The following is a 17,132-nucleotide window of genomic DNA, read 5'->3' as shown; positions in this document are numbered from 1 at the left end:
TTGAGTTTACGGGGCTTTTTATTTGTTTCTTACTTTTTGGTGCTATTTGCGATTAGTGAAGAATACGCGCTCGGATAGTACCTTCAACTGCACTCAGCTCTTTTAGCGCCACCTCAGAATGGTCGGTATCTACATCAATAACGACGTAACCAATTTTGTCGTCGGTTTGTAGGTACTGAGCTGCAATGTTGATGCCGTGTTGAGCAAATGCTTGGTTAATTTGCGTAAGTACACCCGGGCGGTTTACGTGCACGTGCAATAAGCGGCTACGATTCGCAAGCTCAGGTAGCGATACTTCAGGGAAGTTAACTGCACTTAATGTAGAGCCATTATCTGAGTATTTAGCCAGTTTACCCGCGACTTCAATACCAATATTTTCTTGTGCTTCTTGTGTCGAACCACCAACGTGTGGGGTTAAGATCACATTATCAAATTCGCGCAGTGGAGAAACAAACTCTTCATCATTAGACTTTGGCTCTACCGGGAATACGTCGATTGCAGCACCTGCTAGCTTTTTATCTCTCAGTGATTCTGATAGTGCATCGATATCGACCACCGTACCGCGAGAAGCGTTAATTAAAATCGCACCTTGCTTCATCACTTCAAGCTCAGCCATGCCGATAAGGTTCTTGGTCGATGGTGTTTCTGGAACATGCAAGCTTACAACATCGGCGCGTTGTAAAAGTTGCGTTAGGTTTTGAATTTGTTGTGCATTACCTAAAGTGAGTTTGTCTTCGATATCGTAAAACTCGACTTTCATACCGATGTTTTCAGCCATAATACCAAGCTGAGTGCCGATGTGGCCGTAACCAATAATACCTAAAGTTTTACCACGGGCTTCATAAGAGCCAATAGCTGATTTGAACCACTCACCACGGTGAGCCATGGCGTTACGCTGTGGAATGCCACGAAGTAATAAAAGAATTTCGCCTAGTACGAGCTCTGCTACTGAGCGTGTATTTGAAAATGGTGCGTTAAATACCGCAATACCACGCTCTTTAGTCGCTTGTAGGTCAACTTGGTTAGTACCAATACAAAAGCAGCCTACCGCAACTAGTTTTTCTGCAGCATCAATAACGCGTTGGTTTAAGTGAGTACGCGAGCGAATACCCACAAAGTGAACGTCTGAAATACGTTCAATGAGTTCATCTTCAGGTAAGGAAGTCTTAACATAATCAATGTTGCTATACCCATTGCGCTTTAGGGTTTCAACTGCGCTTTGGTGTACACCCTCTAACAACAGTATTTTGATCTTTTCTTTTGCTAAAGAAACCTTACTCATGACTCATTCCTACTTTACAATTTTAGGACCTTCTGGTGTCCCTGTGATAACGATGTCTGCGCCGCGCTCAGCAAATAAGCCGTTGGTAACTACGCCGACGATTTGGTTAATTTGTTGCTCAAGCTGCTTTGCATCGTTGATCTCTAAACCGTGAACATCCAAGATCACGTTACCGTTGTCAGTGATCACGCCCTGACGGTAAACTGGATCGCCACCTAGTTTAAGAAGTTCTCTTGCAACATAACTGCGTGCCATAGGGATCACTTCTACAGGTAGTGGGAATGCACCCAAAGTTTCTACATGTTTGGTGTTATCAACAATACAAATAAATTTATCAGCTACTGCTGCTACGATTTTTTCACGGGTTAATGCTGCGCCGCCGCCTTTGATCATGTCATTTTGCGCATTGATCTCATCAGCACCATCAACATACACGTCTAGCTTAGCCACATCGTTTAACTCGTAAACTTCAATGCCTAGTGCTTTTAACTTTTCAGTAGAAGCTTCTGAGCTAGATACCGCGCCTTTAATGTCATCTTTAATGCTGCCTAACGCATCAATAAAATGATTTACCGTAGAGCCTGTACCAACACCTACAATCGTGCCTTCTTCTACAAACTCTAGTGCAGCCCACGCCGCTGCTTTTTTCATTTCGTCTTGAGTCATTTCAGTTCCAAGGTTGTTGTCAAAAGTTGTCAACGCAAGTATACCGAAAACGTAGGCAAAGTGACGTGTTTTAAGCGTTTAACGTTGAAGTTTTACCACTGGTAAAACTTCGTCGGTGTTAAAATCTGCTGTAAAGGCACATCCCATGCTTCTATTGGTAAGCTTTCTACTTTCTGACAATCGTGGGCAAGGCCAATTAACTTAGGCTTTTCCCGCTGTTCAGTGTAGTGTTTTGCCAATGTTCTATCGTAGTAGCCGCCGCCCATTCCAAGTCGATTACCTTGCTCATCAAATGCAACTAAGGGCATTAGCAAAATATCTAATTCTTGAAGCGGACAAATTTGGCTGCAATTCAGCTTAGGTTCCAAGATAGCATAGCGATTCGCCACCATGGGTGAGTTTTCTTCATATTGCTGAAATAGCAGTGAAGCGCCGTTGAAGGGGTGAATTATAGGTAGATAAACCTGATGTTTTTTAACTCTAAGTTCTTGAATTAACTTGTTTGTGTTGAGTTCACCATCATTGCCGAGATAAAGCCCTATTTTGGCCTTTTTAGGGAGTTTTATGTGTTGAAAAAAATTAATGATTAAATGTTCTTCAGCTTGTTTTTGAAATGATGGAGTTAGATTTTTTCTAGCTTCGCGTACTTTTTTTCTGATTTCAGTGCGCGATATTTTTGAATCGTGAATTTTACTCATGTTAAAAGGCGACTAGTTCTGGGAAAGCAAGTGCGATGGCTAATATGATCAACAGAATGATGAGTACAATACCAAGACCATATTGCACTTTTTTACTGCGTTTAGGGGGGGGATCAAGCTCAAGTTCATCAAAAAGATCGTCTTCTTGCCAATCATCATCGACTTTATTTTCTTTCATGATCTCTTGTGAAGGTAAACGCTGCTCTAATTCTTCTAAGCGTTCTTCGATCCGAATAAGGCTAGAAGTAATGTAATCAAGGGCTTCTAGAATGCGTTCATCTTTAGAATTTTGAATTGAACTGGCGCTATTTGCATTGCTCTCAACTGATTGCAGCTTGGCATGCAAACCGAAGCTGGCCAATAACTTTACTTGCTTGAGACATTTGGTTTTTTCGCTGGGGGCAAATAAAGATTTGCCTTGCGTAAACGCTGTGATTTTTTGCGGCGTTGTTTTAAGTTTTAAGCTGAGCTGCTCGATGGCAGCTGATTCACTCACGCTGCTATCGAAGCCGGCAAATACAACACGGTATTTGTCAGTCATGGAAACATCCTTAAATTCGCTAATGCTTTGAGTATACCCAAATTTTAAAGACATGCGAATGAAGGTATGGCTTTATGATGGCCTTATAAGCAAGATATAAGGCCATTGTAAAAGTTTTTAATACTTAGCTGATTTGCCATTTGGTATGGCGTTTTGAATAAATTCACGTAAGTCTTGATTTGATTGTTCTAAATCAGCACGACGTAAATACATCATATGACCTGAGCGATAACCTTTAAAGCTTAAACGGTCGCGCATTTTTGCACTTGGGTCGAGTTGCCACATTGTATATTTTGCATCGAAATAATTGGTTGCACCGTCATAGTATCCTGCTTGCACTAACACATTAAGGTAAGGGTTTTGCGCCATGGCTAAACGTAGTTGCTCACCGGTGTTGTTATTACTGCGATCCCATGGGTGAACCGAGCCAAACATATTGTATTTGATGTCGGTTTTGTAGTTTAGCTCTTCACGAAGATAGTAATTAATGGCTGGTGTGAAAGAGTGTAGCCATGAGGTTAGCTCAGGCCAGTAGTCAGGGCGGCTGCCTGCATCACGTTTATCAATACCTAAATAACGAGAATCTAAGCGGCCAAGTGTTTGACCTCTGTCTCTTAGCAGCTCTTTCCAAAAAGCGCTAGTCGGAATATCTAAATTGTTCTGAGCGACAAAGGTTTCTGATAAACCACTGAACTTAGCAACTTGCTTAATTGTTTGTTGCTTTTCAGCATCGCTGATAAATGCACCTTTTGCCAATGCTGGTAGGTATTGGTTAATGGTGTAAGTTTCAACTTCGTCTAATACGTCTAACAAGTCTTTATTTTGTAACTCTGGCGCTAAAGCTTTGTGGTACCAAGCAGCCGCCGCATAGTAAGGTAAGCGATTTGCAGCCTTTACTGGGCCTTGGCGTTTAATGCCAATGTCGGTAGGTGAAACCAATACTACGCCATTTAAGTACATCCATTGGCTGTTTTGTAGTTCGTGAGCAAGACCTGATACACGTGTAGTACCATAGCTTTCACCAATTAAAAACTTAGGCGATAAAAAGCGGTTGTTGCGATTCACAAAAGTGTTTAGCCATTCAGCGAGGTATTTGATATCAGCATTTACGCCAAAGAAACGCTTTTTCTGCTCTGCCTTACTAGGCATTTTTCCATCTTTGTTTGGTAAAGCTCGTGAATAGCCTGTATTCACAGGGTTTACGAAAACAATGTCAGCGACGTCTAAAACTGAGTAAGGGTTGGTTTGTACACCGTACGGTTGAACCGGGTAACCTTCAGTGTCGATATTTAAAGTTTTAGGGCCTGTATAAGCAATATGCATCCACACTGACGCAGAGCCAGGACCACCATTAAATGAGATTAGTAGTGGGCGCTCACTTAAGTCCTTAATACCGGTTTTCTTGTAGTAGGTGTAATGCAAAGTGGCGATCGGGTGACCTTCTTCATCCCATACTGGCTGAGTCCCGGTGGTTGCAGTGTAATTAATTCTCTCACCAAGAATTTTAGTTTTATGTTTTGTGACAACTTGGTTGTCTATGTCGATTTGGCGGCTATGTTCACTTGCACTGACCGCATGGCTTATCAGCAATGCTGCACTGATGATGATGGTTTTTAGTTTCATTAGTTTATGTCCTCCGAAACTAAATAATGTTCTGCTCTTACTGAATATGCAAAGTTTATGAGTCCAAGTATGGGCAAATTGAGATGGGTGTAAAAGTGATTGAAATTTATGCACCAGCTCAGTTCAATTTGCATAACTACGCACTTAATTGGTGCATTTTATCTAATTTTAAATGTTCTTAAATTTTTAACTTTATGTATTTTTTAAAGTTTTAATTTTGGTATAGAGCTTGATTATTCATTGCCAATATAACGCATCACAATGTCGAAGGGGGCAATATGAAAATGATCAGCGCTATCATCAAGCCATTCAAACTTGATGAAGTCAGAGAAGCATTATCGGAGCTAGGTGTGGAAGGTATGACGGTTGTTGACGTAAAGGGTTTTGGTCGTCAACGCGGTCACACTGAGCTTTACCGAGGTGCTGAATATCAAGTTGATTTTATTCCAAAAATCAAAGTTGAAATCGCAACACAAAGCGAAAACGCAGAGCGTATTGTTAACACCTTAAGTGAAGTCGCTCGCACCGGAAAAATCGGTGACGGTAAGATTTTTGTGTATGACCTAGACCAAATTGTACGTATCCGTACTGGTGAATTCGACGAAGAAGCGATTTAGGAGCAATAACAATGGAAAACAGCATCATAGAACTCAAGTTCTCTTTAAATACTTTTTACTTTCTGATCTCTGGCGTATTGGTTATGTGGATGGCAGCAGGTTTTGCCATGCTGGAAGCGGGTTTAGTTCGCTCAAAAAACACCACTGAAATTCTAACAAAAAACATCGCGCTCTATGCCATCGCTTGTACTATGTTCTTGCTGGTGGGTTACAACATTATGTACGTCGATAATACAGCTGGTGGCATAGTGCCGAATTTTGGTGCGCTCATAGGTAGTGCCGCAGATGATGCAACTCATGCATTAGAAGCTGATTTCTTCTTCCAAGTTGTATTTGTGGCAACGGCAATGTCAATTGTATCGGGTGCAGTTGCGGAGCGAATGAAACTATGGGCTTTTTTAGCATTCACCGTTGTTTTAACTGGTTTAATTTACCCAATCGAAGGTTTCTGGACTTGGGGCGGCGGCTTCTTATCTGAAATGGGCTTTGTAGACTTTGCAGGTTCTGCGATTGTTCATGGTGCTGGTGCAGCAGCGGCGTTAGCGGGCGTATTACTGCTAGGTGCTCGTAAAGGTAAATATGGTAAGAAGGGTGAAGTTTACCCAATTCCAGGTTCAAATATGCCACTTGCAACACTAGGTACATTTATTCTTTGGATGGGCTGGTTTGGTTTTAACGGTGGTTCGCAGTTATTCATTGCAGATAAAGCAAATGCGGTTGCAGTGAGTCAAATTCTTGTGAATACCAATGCTGCGGCAGCGGCAGGTGCGATTGCTGCTCTGCTAGTGTGCAAAGTACTTTGGGGTAAAGCAGATTTAACTATGATTTTAAATGGTGCATTAGCGGGCTTAGTTGTAATCACTGCAGAGCCAGCTTCACCATCACCGACTCTGGCAGTACTGCTGGGTGCATTAGGTGGTTCACTGGTGGTATTCAGTATCGTGTTCCTTGATAAGGCTAAGATTGATGACCCGGTAGGTGCGATTTCTGTACACGGTACCTGTGGCGCATTAGGCATCATGTTAGTACCACTTTCAAATGGCGATGCGAACTTTGTGACACAGTTAATCGGTCTAGTCAGTATCTTTGCTTTCGTATTCATCGCTTCTTACATTGTATGGGCTATCTTAAAGTCAACAATGGGTATTCGAGTTGGCGAAGAAGAAGAGTTGTCAGGTATGGACCAACATGACTGTGGTGTTGATGCTTATCCAGAGTTTGTTACGGTTCGCGGTCAATAGTTGTCAAAGTTTCAATTTGCACACAGTGAGTGAAGAACAAATATCAGAAGTATCGAGTTAAGATTTACTGAGTGGTGTTCATGTGATGAGAGTTACTCACTGTGTGCATTTTGAAAACTGAATAAAATCAAGCCTAACTTAGCAATGAGTTAGGCTTTCAGGTCTTGTTAATCTAAGGTAATCTATGGTGATTAAATTGGCATTAACCATTCGTGAATAAAGGCATGGCCGAAAAAAAGACTCCTACCCCAAAATCGTCTACAAAAAAAGCAACACCGAAAAAAAGCGCTGCGCCTAAATCGAAAAGCACAAAAAAAACAACGAATAAAACTACAAAACAGTCCAAAGGCAAATTTGCCCAATTCAAACAAAGAACCTTGCTAGGGCTTTGGCGTTTATTTTGGAAAGGCAGTATCGCAGTTATCGCGGTGTTAGCGTTTTATGTGATTTACCTTGATGCTAAAGTGACTAAGCAATTTGAAGGGAATAAATGGCAGTTGCCAGTGCAGGTCTATGCCCGAACGATGGATTTTCGTCCTGATCAATATCTGTCAGAAAAAGAAGTGCTTTGGGAATTAAAGCGCCTAAATTATTCAGAAGTAAATAAGCTTAGCCGCACAGGTCAGTATGTTGTTGAAGGTCGAACTATCCGTATTTATCGACGCGCTTTTGAGTTTTATGATGGGGTTGAACAAGGCAAAGTATTTACCTTGAATTTTGCCGGTAAAAAATTAGCCAGTATAGTCAATGAGTCTGGTCGGCGAGTGCCTAAAGCTCGATTAGAGCCTGTACAAATAGCTCGTATTGGCAATGACTCAAAGCAAGACAGAGAGTTTGTACCACTCGATAAATTCCCCACGATATTAAAAGATGCGTTATTGGTTGTGGAAGATAGAAACTTCTATGCACATCATGGCGTATCTGTCATGTCTATTCTTAGAGCACTTTATACCAATATTAAAGCTGGAAGAACGGTGCAAGGTGGCAGCACATTGACTCAGCAGTTAGCTAAAAACTTTTACTTAACCCGAGAACGCACTCTTACGCGTAAGATCAATGAAGCCTTGATAGCGATGATCTTAGACTTCAGATATAGCAAAGATGCCATCTTAGAAGCTTATTTAAACGAGGTGTACTTAGGGCAGGCATATAATCAAGGTGTGCATGGTATGGGACTGGCTGCGGAGTTTTACTTTGCAAAGCCTGTCGATGAGCTTGAGTTTGACCAAATCGCGTTATTAGTGGCTATGGTCAAAGGGCCTTCTTATTATAATCCGAGACGTTACCCAGAACGCGCCCAAGAACGACGTGATCTGGTGCTCAGATTGCTAGCAGAAAATGGTTACTTAAGTACTAATGAATATCGTCAGTCACTTGAAAGGCCAATTATAGTTGAGCCTTTAAGCCGTGACCGACAACAAAATTATCCAGGTTACCTAGAGTTGGTAAATCGAGAGTTAAAAGATTTATTACCTGATCAGCAAGTCATCAATGCTGGTGTGAGGATATTTACCTATTTCGATTTACAAAAACAAGCTGCAATGGAGGAGTCTATTCGCAAAGGCTTACCTTATCTAGAGCGCAAATATAAAACTGAAAAGCTTGAAACCGCGATGCTCTCAGTCAACCTTGAGAAAGCGGGGGTATCTGCTTTGGTAGCTGGTCGAGATATGCGCTTTAGTGGCTTAAACCGCGCACTCGATACCAATCGACAAGTGGGCTCACTAGTTAAGCCTGCAATATATCTTTCGGCTTTTGAGCAAAACACTCATAACCTTGGCACATTGTTAGAAGACGGACCGCTAGAGGTCAAAGATAGTTCAGGGGATGTATGGACCCCTGAAAACTTCGATCATAAATTTAGAGGCAAAATGCCGCTTTATGAAGCATTTAGTAAAAGTATTAATATTCCGGCGGTAAACCTAGGATTAGATATTGGCGTGCATAAAGTCGCTGAAACACTGAGTGACTTAGGTATTAAGCAGCAGATTGAGCAATACCCTTCGTTACTTCTTGGTGCACTAGAGCTTTCTTCATTTGATGTGGCACAGATGTATAGCACCATTGCCAGACAAGGTCGCTATCAGCCACTTACCAGTATTGCAGCTATGACCAACTCGGTTGGCCGAGTCTTGTATGAACATCGTACGCGTTCAGAACAGCGTTTTGCCGAAGAATCAATTTATATGACCAATTACGGTTTAAAAAGAGTCACCAAAGATGGCACTGCAAAACGCATTAATCTTCACTTTCCGTCTATCCAGCTTGCAGGCAAAACAGGCACTAGTAATGATTTAAGAGATAGCTGGTTTGCAGGATTCGATCACAATACAGTGACGGTTACTTGGCTCGGACGAGATGATAACAAGCCAACAGGATTGACGGGCTCTAGCGGTGCGCTTGAGCTATATATTCGCTATTTGAAACCGCTTAATCCGCAGGCAATCGCTGATCAAAGACCGGGCGGTGTGCGCTGGGCGTTTGTGGATCCAAAAACAGGCCGCCAAGCAGCACCTAGTTGCGGTAAGGTTATCCAGTTACCTATTAGGCGAGAGTTGTTTAACCCAACACCTACTTGTTCATAAATTGGCGTTACCATCACCGATGATAAAAGGGCTAAGCAGCATCACTAAAACTGGAATTTCTTAACCGCACCTTCAAGCTGAGTGCTCATGGCTGCAAGTGCATGGGCATCAACTTGAGTGGCGATTGCAGACTCAAGAGTGTGTTGAGCAACATTGTTAATGGTGGTCGCATCGCTCAAAGCTTGTTGAGTGGCTTGAGATTGCTGCTGCACTAACACACTAATATGTTGGCCCTGATTATCTATGTCGACCATGCTGGTTTGCGCTTCTTGTAACACCTGATTGGTTTTTTCTGCTGCCAGCACGCCTTGCTCCATTTGCTCAACACTTCGGCGCATTTTGTCTTGCGTGGTATTTGAAGCCTGTTGAAGTGCATTAATGATGGTGTGAATTTCTTCTGTTTGCTGTTGTGTACGTTTAGCCAAAGTTCTCACTTCATCGGCAACAACGGCAAAGCCTCGGCCTTGCTCACCAGCACGAGCCGCCTCAATAGCAGCATTAAGCGCGAGTAAGTTGGTTTGTTCGGCAATTTCACTGATCGCGACACTGACCTTACTAATGTCTTGGCTGTCTTGTGCGAGCTTATCAAGTGCTTGTCGACTTTCTTCAAATTCTTGTTGCAACATAGTCATATGCTGAGCAAGTTCTGTCGTATTTTCACTGCCTTGCTTTACATGACTTGCCGCTGTGCTTGCCAATTGTGTTGCTTCTTGGGCTGAATGCTCAACTGAGGTAGCGGCATTATTCATTGCTTCTAACGCTTCTACAATGGTGCCAATATTTTGCTGTTGCTGACTGACATCTTCACGAGTACTTTGGCTGATTTCATTGAGTTTGCTGGTGGCATTTTGCAGGTTGCCACTGGTACTTTTTACATCACCAAGCAGAGTAACCATAGCATTAAGTACCTGATTGTATTGGTAGGCAATAATGCTCATTTCGTCATTACCAATCGCTGTAGCTTTGGCGCTTAAATCACCTTGTGCAGCTTTACTTGCGTTGTATTCAAATGCGCGAATATTGTCTACCACAGCAAAGTAAAAGCCGAACATAAGGTAACTTGCAAGCAGTAGTGACACGACTGCAGCGAGCACGACACTGTTTCTGATCATTTGTTGAGATGATAAGCGTTCATTTAGCAATGCTTTTAAAAGTGGAGTTGCCGTATTAATGAGCATACTCACTTGTTCAAGCGTATCGCTTTTTAAATTATTGAATTGGCTTTGTGATAATTGTAATTCATCAGGGTCAAGTAGATTGTTTTGAATGCTATTTTTAAAAGCCTGTACGGATCGTGTTACTTTATCTAGTTGCTGTGATAGTTTTGATTTTACAACTTGATTATCTGCGATAGCCACCGCCAATTTACCTTCTAAGCGTTTAGCGTAACTGGGCAATGACTTGTTGTAGTTAGAGAGTGCAATAAACGTGTCTGGGGTAAATGAGCCCGCTTGGATCACCAATGATGCTTGCTCAGAAGTGAGATTTATTTGATCAATTAAGCTCGGAACAGACTCAACCAAAGAACGGTTTATGTAAGAGCGTGCAATATCGCCATCGATGGCGAGTTTTGATTGAATAGAGACTTGTTCGAGCGCGTGTTGTTGCGCGCTATCTGTGATAATAAAGCCATTTCCTCTGGCTAATTGACGATTTGCCTGCTTATTTTCAGACATTATATTTTGTAAAAGTGCGGGGTATAGCGCTAAACCACTTTGTTGCTGCTGTGTGAGCGCAATATTTTGGCTGAGAATAGAGCTTAAGAAGAATAAGCTGACACTGAGTGGAACAAGTAAAATACCAAAAATTAGACTGATTTTGCTTTTATATTTCAAGTTGGCCATTAAAGAAATAGCGGGTGAGAAAAGCGTTTTTGATCCTTGCATGAGCGTCACTTATTAATTGTGTGTATTAGATAGACCGAGCAAGTTTTAATTTTAGTTCAAAATTATTTTTTTCTTTAAAAAACAAAAAAGCCCACAAATGTGGGCTTTTAATTTATTGCTACAAAACTTCTTATAACTTTTTAAATACTTTTGCAGCTGCGGCAATCGTGTCTGCAATATCTGCGTCTGTGTGCATTGAGCTTACAAAGCCAGCTTCAAAAGCAGAAGGGGCAAGATAAACACCTTCTTCAAGCATTAAATGGAAGAACTGTTTAAAGCGCTCTAAGTCGCATTCAGTTGCTTGTTGATAGCTATTTACAGACTCAGCAGTTGTGAAGAAGAAACCAAACATGCCACCCACATAATTTGTAGTCAGTGGAATACCCGCTTCATCAGCAGCTTGTTGAAAACCTTCGCACAGTGCTTTGCTTTTTGCTTCAAGCTCTTGGTGTAAGTTACCTTGGCTTAATAGCTCAAGTGCTTTTAGGCCAGCGGCCATCGCGATTGGGTTACCTGATAGCGTACCAGCTTGATACACTGGACCCACTGGCGCGATGAAATCCATGATTTCTTTTTTACCACCGAAAGCACCCACTGGCATACCGCCGCCGATCACTTTACCAAGACAGGTTAGATCAGGCTGAATGTTGTAATAAGCCTGTGCGCCGCCTAGTGCCACGCGGAAGCCTGTCATTACTTCGTCAAAAATAAGTACTGATTTGTGCTCATCACACACTGCGCGAAGTCCTTCAAGGAAACCTTCAACTGGCGGAATACAGTTCATGTTGCCCGCAACCGGCTCAACGATAATACAAGCAATTTCGTCTTTGTATTCATTGAAGATAGCTTTAACTTGCTCAATGTCGTTGAACGCTACCGTTAATGTGTGCTTGGCGAAATCAGCAGGAATACCCGGAGAGTTAGGCACACCCATAGTTAAGGCACCAGAACCGGCTTTAACTAATAGTGAATCAGCGTGACCGTGGTAACAGCCTTCAAACTTTAGAATTTTGTCACGGCCTGTGAAGCCACGAGCAAGACGAATAGCACTCATTGTTGCTTCAGTACCAGAGCTTACCATGCGTACTTTTTCGATTGATGGCACTAGCTCTTTTACTTTCTCAGCCATCAAGATTTCAGTTTCAGTTGGGGCACCGTAACTAAGGCCGCGCTCAACAGCTTCTAAAACTGCGTGCTTAATTTCTGGGTGGTTGTGACCTAAGATCATAGGACCCCAAGAGCCCACATAATCGATGTATTTTTTTTCGTCAGCGTCGTAAGTATAAGGACCTTCAGCATTGGTGATGAATAGCGGCGTGCCACCTACACCATTGAATGCACGCACTGGTGAGTTAACGCCACCAGGAATCGATTCTTGAGCACGAGAAAATAAATCTTGGCTAATTGTCATGTATATAGTCCTATTTTAACTGTTACGTTTACGGCTGAACCAAGGTACATCTACCTCGTAGTTATGTACTTGGTTTTCAACACCTAAAGTTAACGCGAATAACGCCATGCGGATCAATACGCCATTTTGTACTTGACGGAAGATTGCTAAGTTGTCGTTATTGTTTAAATCATTGTCTAGCTCATTTGCATCACTACGGCTATCGCGTGGCAGTGGATGCATAAGCACAGAGGTTGGCTTGCAGTGTGCATTATAAATTGACTGGCTAATTCTAAAGCCGCCACGGTACTTATTGGCTTCTTCTTGAGATGGGAAGCGCTCTTCTTGAATGCGGGTTTGATAAACGATATCAGCAGCTAGGTTACCTTCCATTTTCGAAACCAGTTCTATTTGATGACCCGCGTTCGATACAGTATCAAGAATATAGTCAGGCATTTGCAAGCCATCAGGTGCAACCATAGTGAATTTAACATCTTTATAGTGGCACAACAGTTTTGATAAAGAATGTACGGTACGACCATATTTTAAGTCGCCTACTAGCGCAATGTGCATGCCATCGATGCCACGCTCAAAGCGGTGAAGTTCTTTATCTATGGTTAAAAGGTCAAGTAATGCCTGAGTAGGGTGCTCATTTGGACCATCACCACCGTTGATAACTGGCACATCAGAACCTGTAGCAAATTCAGCTACAGAACCCGCATCTGGGTGACGCATAGCAACTGCATCTGCATAAGCTGAAATAACGCGCGCGGTATCGTATAAGGATTCACCTTTAGCTAGAGCTGAGCTTTGCATGCCCGTCGTTTCACGAACCAAACCACCTAGTAAATTGAACGCAGTACCAAAGCTGACACGCGTACGTGTACTTGGCTCAAAAAATAGGTTAGCTAGAACAGCACCTTCAAGCACATTGGTACGTTTTTGCTTTTTTGCATATGGTTCCATTTTCTTTGCTACAGCAAAGATCTGTTCAATGGCATCTCTGTTTAATTGATTTACAGAGAGAATATTTTCACCTTGGAAACTTAACATGAGGCGATCCCTAATCAGAAAATGACGAGCGATTAAAAGCGAGGCTTTCAACCAATATATTTAGCAGGCCAAGACTGGCTGACTTGGCGCCGCATAATAGCACAATAAAGCAGAGTTTTAGACAATTAAAAGCTAGGTTTGAGTATTGCCAGCATGATTATCGCTAAAAGCAATAACACCGGAAATTCATTAAAGATCCGATAAAAGCGATCACTGCGCGTATTTCTATCATGTTTGAAATCGGCAAGCAGTTTAAAGCAGTAGCCGTGGTAAATATAAAGGATGATCACTAAGGCAAGCTTGTAATGTAGCCAGAGGTTATATTTAAACCACTCTCGACCGTACTCAAAAATCATTAACAGACCAAAAACCAAAGTGAGTAAAGCAAAAGGCGTTACAAAGAACAGTAATCTGCGCTCCATCACTTTTAACATGGCACTACAAGGTGGTTCTTGGTTGATAGCGTGATATACAAATAAGCGGGGCAGGTAAAAAATACCGGCAAACCATGCCACCATAAAGAAAATATGCAGTGCTTTATATACAAGTAATGCTGTCATTTAGCCTCCAGTTTAACTGGTTCTTATTGTTAAAATTTGACGGATCTGATCCCAGCGGACCACACCCATAACATGGTGTTCATCTTTTTGATTAAACACATATACGGCGCCACTTCGTTTATCGTTTAATAAATCAAAAGCGTCTGACATGGTTGCTTGGCTACTTAAGCCTTGCATCGGAATGTAAGAAATATTCATAGAGTCGTCAGACATCAAACTTAAATCGTATTCTGCCAGTCGATAGCCATTTTGTTCATCAAATACGATAAGTGGCGTGTGGCTATTTACCGCAGACAGCGACTCTTTTATTTGCTCTTTGTCATCAGAGTAGAGTAGCTTGAATTGCTCATTCATCTCTTCAACAATTCCCACTTTTTGCAGTACTTCACTGGCGGGTGACACTTGGTAGGCCAAGCCTTGGAAATCAAGTTGTTGTAAGAAAATAGAGCGATTTCCAAATACTTGTAATGCCGTCACGTATGCGGTTGAAATCACTAACATCGCAGGGACGATAATTTGTGGGCTTGCAGTCAACTCCATTACGGCTGTTAGGGCTGCTAATGGGGCGTGTAGAGTTGCTGCTAGTAAGCCTGCCATACCAAGTACGCTGTAGGTACCGGCAATATGTTGATCAGGGCTAATAATTTGCCCGAAATAAGACATTAAGGTGCCCATAACAACACCTAAACCAATGACAGGGCCGATTAACCCACCAGGAATACCCAAACCAATCGCAAATAAAGTTGCCAGTAACTTGGCTATTAAAATAGTCGTGAGTAATTGAATGTTTTCAGGTGATGTTACAGCCAGCGTAATTGCACTCATACCTGAACCCATAGCTTGTGGCACTAGGTTGCCGATTAAACCTGCAATTAACCCGGCTAGCATTAAGCGCGGGAACATGCTTAAAGGCTTAAATGTACGGATGATCATCATCAGGTTTTGGTTAAAAGCAAAGGCAATCGCTCCTAAGATAACACCACAAATCACCAGATAAGGATAATGCCAAAAGCTTAATGGGGTGACACTGATAAGAGCTAGCTCGGTATCATGACCAAATACAAATTGTGTGGCTAACGCACCCGTGACAGCGGCAAGCATAATCGGCACGAATATATGTACTTTATATTCACGCAGTACGACTTCCATTACAAAGATAACGGCAGCGAGTGGCGTATTGAATGAGGCGGCAATGCCAGCAGCAACACCACATCCAGAAAGAGTTCTCGCTGCATTCCAAGGTAAGTGGAGACGTTCTGATAACACACTGGCACCGGTTGCGCCCATATGTACAGAAGGGCCTTCACGACCAACCGAAAAACCGCTAATCAGTGCCAGTGCTCCACCAAAAAATTGGTTTGCAGTATTCCAAATCGGCATTTGCCCATAGTGATGCTTAATGCGGTGAATAACAAAAGGTATACCTAGGCGATAATGCTTGAAGCCAGTGATAGCAGCAAATAAAGCAATCAAAAAAGCCGCTAAAACAGGTAGGCTAACTCTTAAATGCTCTGGTAGTTGTGTAAAGTCATCCGGGGAGTCTAGAAATAAACTTTGCACGCCATAAATCGTAAGCCTAAATAAGATAATTAAAATTGCAGCGATTAAACCTGCAGCGACGCCTAGTAAACATAACTGAACAGAGGTTTTTGGCTTGGCTAATTGGCGCCTAAGGGCGTCCAGAGACATGGCTTTATTCCGACAAAAAACAGACCCCTAAGTCTATCAAATAAATTGGTTTTCGTCTTGTTTTAGCGCAAAGAAGATGGCTTTTCTAGCAAGTTGTCACTGAGTATTCTACAAACGGATTACTTGATTAAAATACTCGGGTATTAGATAATCGCGCCATTATCAGAATTAAGGGTCGAGAGCATGTCTGATCAGTTACCAATTCAATTTAGCGACGCTGCAGCAAAGCGTGTGAAAGAGCTTGTTGCAGAAGAAGAAAACCCAGATTTAAAACTACGTGTATATGTGACAGGTGGTGGTTGCTCTGGTTTCCAATATGGTTTCACATTCGATGAGAAAGTGAATCCGGGCGATTTGGAAATTGAGAAAAATGGCGTATCCATGGTTGTTGACCCTATGAGTATTCAATATCTTGTAGATGGTATTGTTGATTACACCGAAGGGTTAGAGGGCGCACGCTTTTTTGTTAATAACCCAAATGCGACGACAACTTGTGGTTGTGGTGCAAGCTTCAGTGTTTAAACGCAGTAATGAATTTAAAAAGCCACGCAATAGCGTGGTTTTTTTATGCGCTTTGCGTAACCCAAATCATTAACACAAAAAAACTCAGTACAAATACGCTAAACGATAGTATATAAATAAACCCTTTCTTTCCCTGCTTAATAGGCACTCCTTGGCTTTTCAAAAAACAATACCAAAGTATGCATAGTACAAGTGGTAGTAAAAAAAGTACTCTAATCATAGTTATCCTTTTAGCAATATAATTAATTTTGCTTTAGTCAATAATCTTCTAAGAAAATTTTTTTATTCATCTTTTTAGAATAAAAAGTTAATTAATTTGTATTAAGTGTAAAGTTAATGCTCTAATATTTATCATTAAATTTATTATTTTTATTAGTGTAGACGCAAAATATAGTCTATACCTATTTTGGGACATGGGTACAAACTCTGGATTTACTACGTCCCACTGTGATATACAGTACATGTTAAGTTGAGACGGGCATATTTCAACTTAAAGAAACAATAAAATCATCGAGTAGGAGATGTAACATTATGATGGGTAAAACGGTTTCTTCTGAAGAAAACGGTAAGTTAACAAAATGGCTTAAAAGCAAGCGTCATGAAAAAGGCCATACAATGCGAAGCCTTGCGCAAGTTTTAGGAACTCCGCATTCATTTATTGGTAAAATTGAAAACCAAGAGCGTCGTTTAGACGTGATTGAGTTCCTTCGTTACTGTGAAGCGCTCGAAGTGGATCCTTATGAGGGCTTAAGCTTACTTAATAAAGAAGAAGCATAAGT

General features: G+C 41.7%; 15 protein-coding genes. 5 read left to right on the top strand and 10 right to left on the bottom strand.

Going from position 1 to position 17,132, the window contains the following annotated elements:
- Window positions 1-52 precede the first annotated feature (52 nt).
- From serA to ACGHEH_RS04330, 5 genes are all read right to left on the bottom strand, one after another.
- Window positions 53-1,282 (bottom strand): phosphoglycerate dehydrogenase, encoded by a 1,230-nt coding sequence (gene serA / locus ACGHEH_RS04350; protein WP_058030910.1) that lies wholly within the window; start codon window positions 1,280-1,282, stop codon window positions 53-55.
- 9 nt (window positions 1,283-1,291) lie between these two features.
- Window positions 1,292-1,948, bottom strand: coding sequence for a ribose-5-phosphate isomerase RpiA (gene rpiA / locus ACGHEH_RS04345; RefSeq protein ID WP_138480172.1), 657 nt, complete (start codon window positions 1,946-1,948; stop codon window positions 1,292-1,294).
- 92 nt (window positions 1,949-2,040) lie between these two features.
- The gene (locus tag ACGHEH_RS04340; RefSeq protein ID WP_390442070.1) at window positions 2,041-2,646 is read right to left on the bottom strand and encodes a 5-formyltetrahydrofolate cyclo-ligase; all 606 of its coding nucleotides are present in this window, start codon (window positions 2,644-2,646) and stop codon (window positions 2,041-2,043) included.
- Window position 2,647: 1 nt separating this feature from the next.
- Window positions 2,648-3,187, bottom strand: coding sequence for a hypothetical protein (locus ACGHEH_RS04335; protein WP_390442068.1), 540 nt, complete (start codon window positions 3,185-3,187; stop codon window positions 2,648-2,650).
- Window positions 3,188-3,304: 117 nt separating this feature from the next.
- Window positions 3,305-4,810, bottom strand: coding sequence for a S10 family peptidase (locus ACGHEH_RS04330; RefSeq protein ID WP_390442066.1), 1,506 nt, complete (start codon window positions 4,808-4,810; stop codon window positions 3,305-3,307).
- Window positions 4,811-5,088: 278 nt separating this feature from the next.
- On the opposite strand from ACGHEH_RS04330, the gene ACGHEH_RS04325 reads away from it, so the two are divergent.
- From ACGHEH_RS04325 to mrcB, 3 genes are all read left to right on the top strand, one after another.
- Window positions 5,089-5,427, top strand: coding sequence for a P-II family nitrogen regulator (locus tag ACGHEH_RS04325; protein ID WP_130254678.1), 339 nt, complete (start codon window positions 5,089-5,091; stop codon window positions 5,425-5,427).
- An 11-nt stretch (window positions 5,428-5,438) separates the two neighbouring features.
- Window positions 5,439-6,668: an ammonium transporter gene (locus tag ACGHEH_RS04320; RefSeq protein WP_390442064.1), complete on the top strand. Its 1,230-nt coding sequence runs from the start codon at window positions 5,439-5,441 to the stop codon at window positions 6,666-6,668.
- 224 nt (window positions 6,669-6,892) lie between these two features.
- Window positions 6,893-9,253 (top strand): penicillin-binding protein 1B, encoded by a 2,361-nt coding sequence (gene mrcB / locus ACGHEH_RS04315; RefSeq protein ID WP_390442062.1) that lies wholly within the window; start codon window positions 6,893-6,895, stop codon window positions 9,251-9,253.
- A 44-nt stretch (window positions 9,254-9,297) separates the two neighbouring features.
- Here mrcB and ACGHEH_RS04310 read toward each other — a convergent pair whose 3' ends face one another.
- From ACGHEH_RS04310 to ACGHEH_RS04290, 5 genes are all read right to left on the bottom strand, one after another.
- Window positions 9,298-11,139 (bottom strand): methyl-accepting chemotaxis protein, encoded by a 1,842-nt coding sequence (locus ACGHEH_RS04310; RefSeq protein ID WP_390442060.1) that lies wholly within the window; start codon window positions 11,137-11,139, stop codon window positions 9,298-9,300.
- 130 nt (window positions 11,140-11,269) lie between these two features.
- Window positions 11,270-12,550 (bottom strand): glutamate-1-semialdehyde 2,1-aminomutase, encoded by a 1,281-nt coding sequence (hemL, locus tag ACGHEH_RS04305; protein WP_390442058.1) that lies wholly within the window; start codon window positions 12,548-12,550, stop codon window positions 11,270-11,272.
- Window positions 12,551-12,565: 15 nt separating this feature from the next.
- On the bottom strand, window positions 12,566-13,582 hold the full coding sequence (locus ACGHEH_RS04300) for an aspartate carbamoyltransferase (RefSeq protein WP_349285491.1): 1,017 nt from the start codon (window positions 13,580-13,582) through the stop codon (window positions 12,566-12,568).
- Between the two features lie 125 nt (window positions 13,583-13,707).
- A complete protein-coding gene (locus ACGHEH_RS04295) occupies window positions 13,708-14,142 on the bottom strand; it encodes a CopD family protein (RefSeq protein ID WP_349285492.1) in 435 nt (144 codons plus the stop codon).
- A gap of 12 nt (window positions 14,143-14,154) precedes the next feature.
- On the bottom strand, window positions 14,155-15,831 hold the full coding sequence (locus tag ACGHEH_RS04290; RefSeq protein WP_390442057.1) for a chloride channel protein: 1,677 nt from the start codon (window positions 15,829-15,831) through the stop codon (window positions 14,155-14,157).
- 183 nt (window positions 15,832-16,014) lie between these two features.
- On the opposite strand from ACGHEH_RS04290, the gene erpA reads away from it, so the two are divergent.
- Complete coding sequence (erpA, locus tag ACGHEH_RS04285; RefSeq protein WP_058030898.1) at window positions 16,015-16,353, top strand: iron-sulfur cluster insertion protein ErpA; 339 nt, start codon at window positions 16,015-16,017, stop codon at window positions 16,351-16,353.
- Window positions 16,354-16,884: 531 nt separating this feature from the next.
- A complete protein-coding gene (locus ACGHEH_RS04280; protein WP_058030897.1) occupies window positions 16,885-17,130 on the top strand; it encodes a helix-turn-helix transcriptional regulator in 246 nt (81 codons plus the stop codon).
- Window positions 17,131-17,132: the final 2 nt, after the last annotated feature.

The sequence above is a fragment of the Pseudoalteromonas sp. MTN2-4 genome (assembly GCF_042848605.1).
Classification (GTDB): Bacteria; Pseudomonadota; Gammaproteobacteria; order Enterobacterales; family Alteromonadaceae; genus Pseudoalteromonas.
Note: the sequence above shows the minus strand (reverse complement) of the source record. Positions and strands in the feature narration are given on the sequence as shown.

What these genes read in the sequence shown, in the direction of transcription:
- serA (WP_058030910.1), bottom strand. Translation starts at nt 1,282, where the DNA reads ATGAGTAAGGTTTCTTTAGCAAAAGAAAAGATCAAAATACTGTTGTTA.
- rpiA (WP_138480172.1), bottom strand. Translation starts at nt 1,948, where the DNA reads ATGACTCAAGACGAAATGAAAAAAGCAGCGGCGTGGGCTGCACTAGAG.
- ACGHEH_RS04340 (WP_390442070.1), bottom strand. Translation starts at nt 2,646, where the DNA reads ATGAGTAAAATTCACGATTCAAAAATATCGCGCACTGAAATCAGAAAA.
- ACGHEH_RS04335 (WP_390442068.1), bottom strand. Translation starts at nt 3,187, where the DNA reads ATGACTGACAAATACCGTGTTGTATTTGCCGGCTTCGATAGCAGCGTG.
- ACGHEH_RS04330 (WP_390442066.1), bottom strand. Translation starts at nt 4,810, where the DNA reads ATGAAACTAAAAACCATCATCATCAGTGCAGCATTGCTGATAAGCCAT.
- ACGHEH_RS04325 (WP_130254678.1), top strand. Translation starts at nt 5,089, where the DNA reads ATGAAAATGATCAGCGCTATCATCAAGCCATTCAAACTTGATGAAGTC.
- ACGHEH_RS04320 (WP_390442064.1), top strand. Translation starts at nt 5,439, where the DNA reads ATGGAAAACAGCATCATAGAACTCAAGTTCTCTTTAAATACTTTTTAC.
- mrcB (WP_390442062.1), top strand. Translation starts at nt 6,893, where the DNA reads ATGGCCGAAAAAAAGACTCCTACCCCAAAATCGTCTACAAAAAAAGCA.
- ACGHEH_RS04310 (WP_390442060.1), bottom strand. Translation starts at nt 11,139, where the DNA reads ATGCAAGGATCAAAAACGCTTTTCTCACCCGCTATTTCTTTAATGGCC.
- hemL (WP_390442058.1), bottom strand. Translation starts at nt 12,550, where the DNA reads ATGACAATTAGCCAAGATTTATTTTCTCGTGCTCAAGAATCGATTCCT.
- ACGHEH_RS04300 (WP_349285491.1), bottom strand. Translation starts at nt 13,582, where the DNA reads ATGTTAAGTTTCCAAGGTGAAAATATTCTCTCTGTAAATCAATTAAAC.
- ACGHEH_RS04295 (WP_349285492.1), bottom strand. Translation starts at nt 14,142, where the DNA reads ATGACAGCATTACTTGTATATAAAGCACTGCATATTTTCTTTATGGTG.
- ACGHEH_RS04290 (WP_390442057.1), bottom strand. Translation starts at nt 15,831, where the DNA reads ATGTCTCTGGACGCCCTTAGGCGCCAATTAGCCAAGCCAAAAACCTCT.
- erpA (WP_058030898.1), top strand. Translation starts at nt 16,015, where the DNA reads ATGTCTGATCAGTTACCAATTCAATTTAGCGACGCTGCAGCAAAGCGT.
- ACGHEH_RS04280 (WP_058030897.1), top strand. Translation starts at nt 16,885, where the DNA reads ATGATGGGTAAAACGGTTTCTTCTGAAGAAAACGGTAAGTTAACAAAA.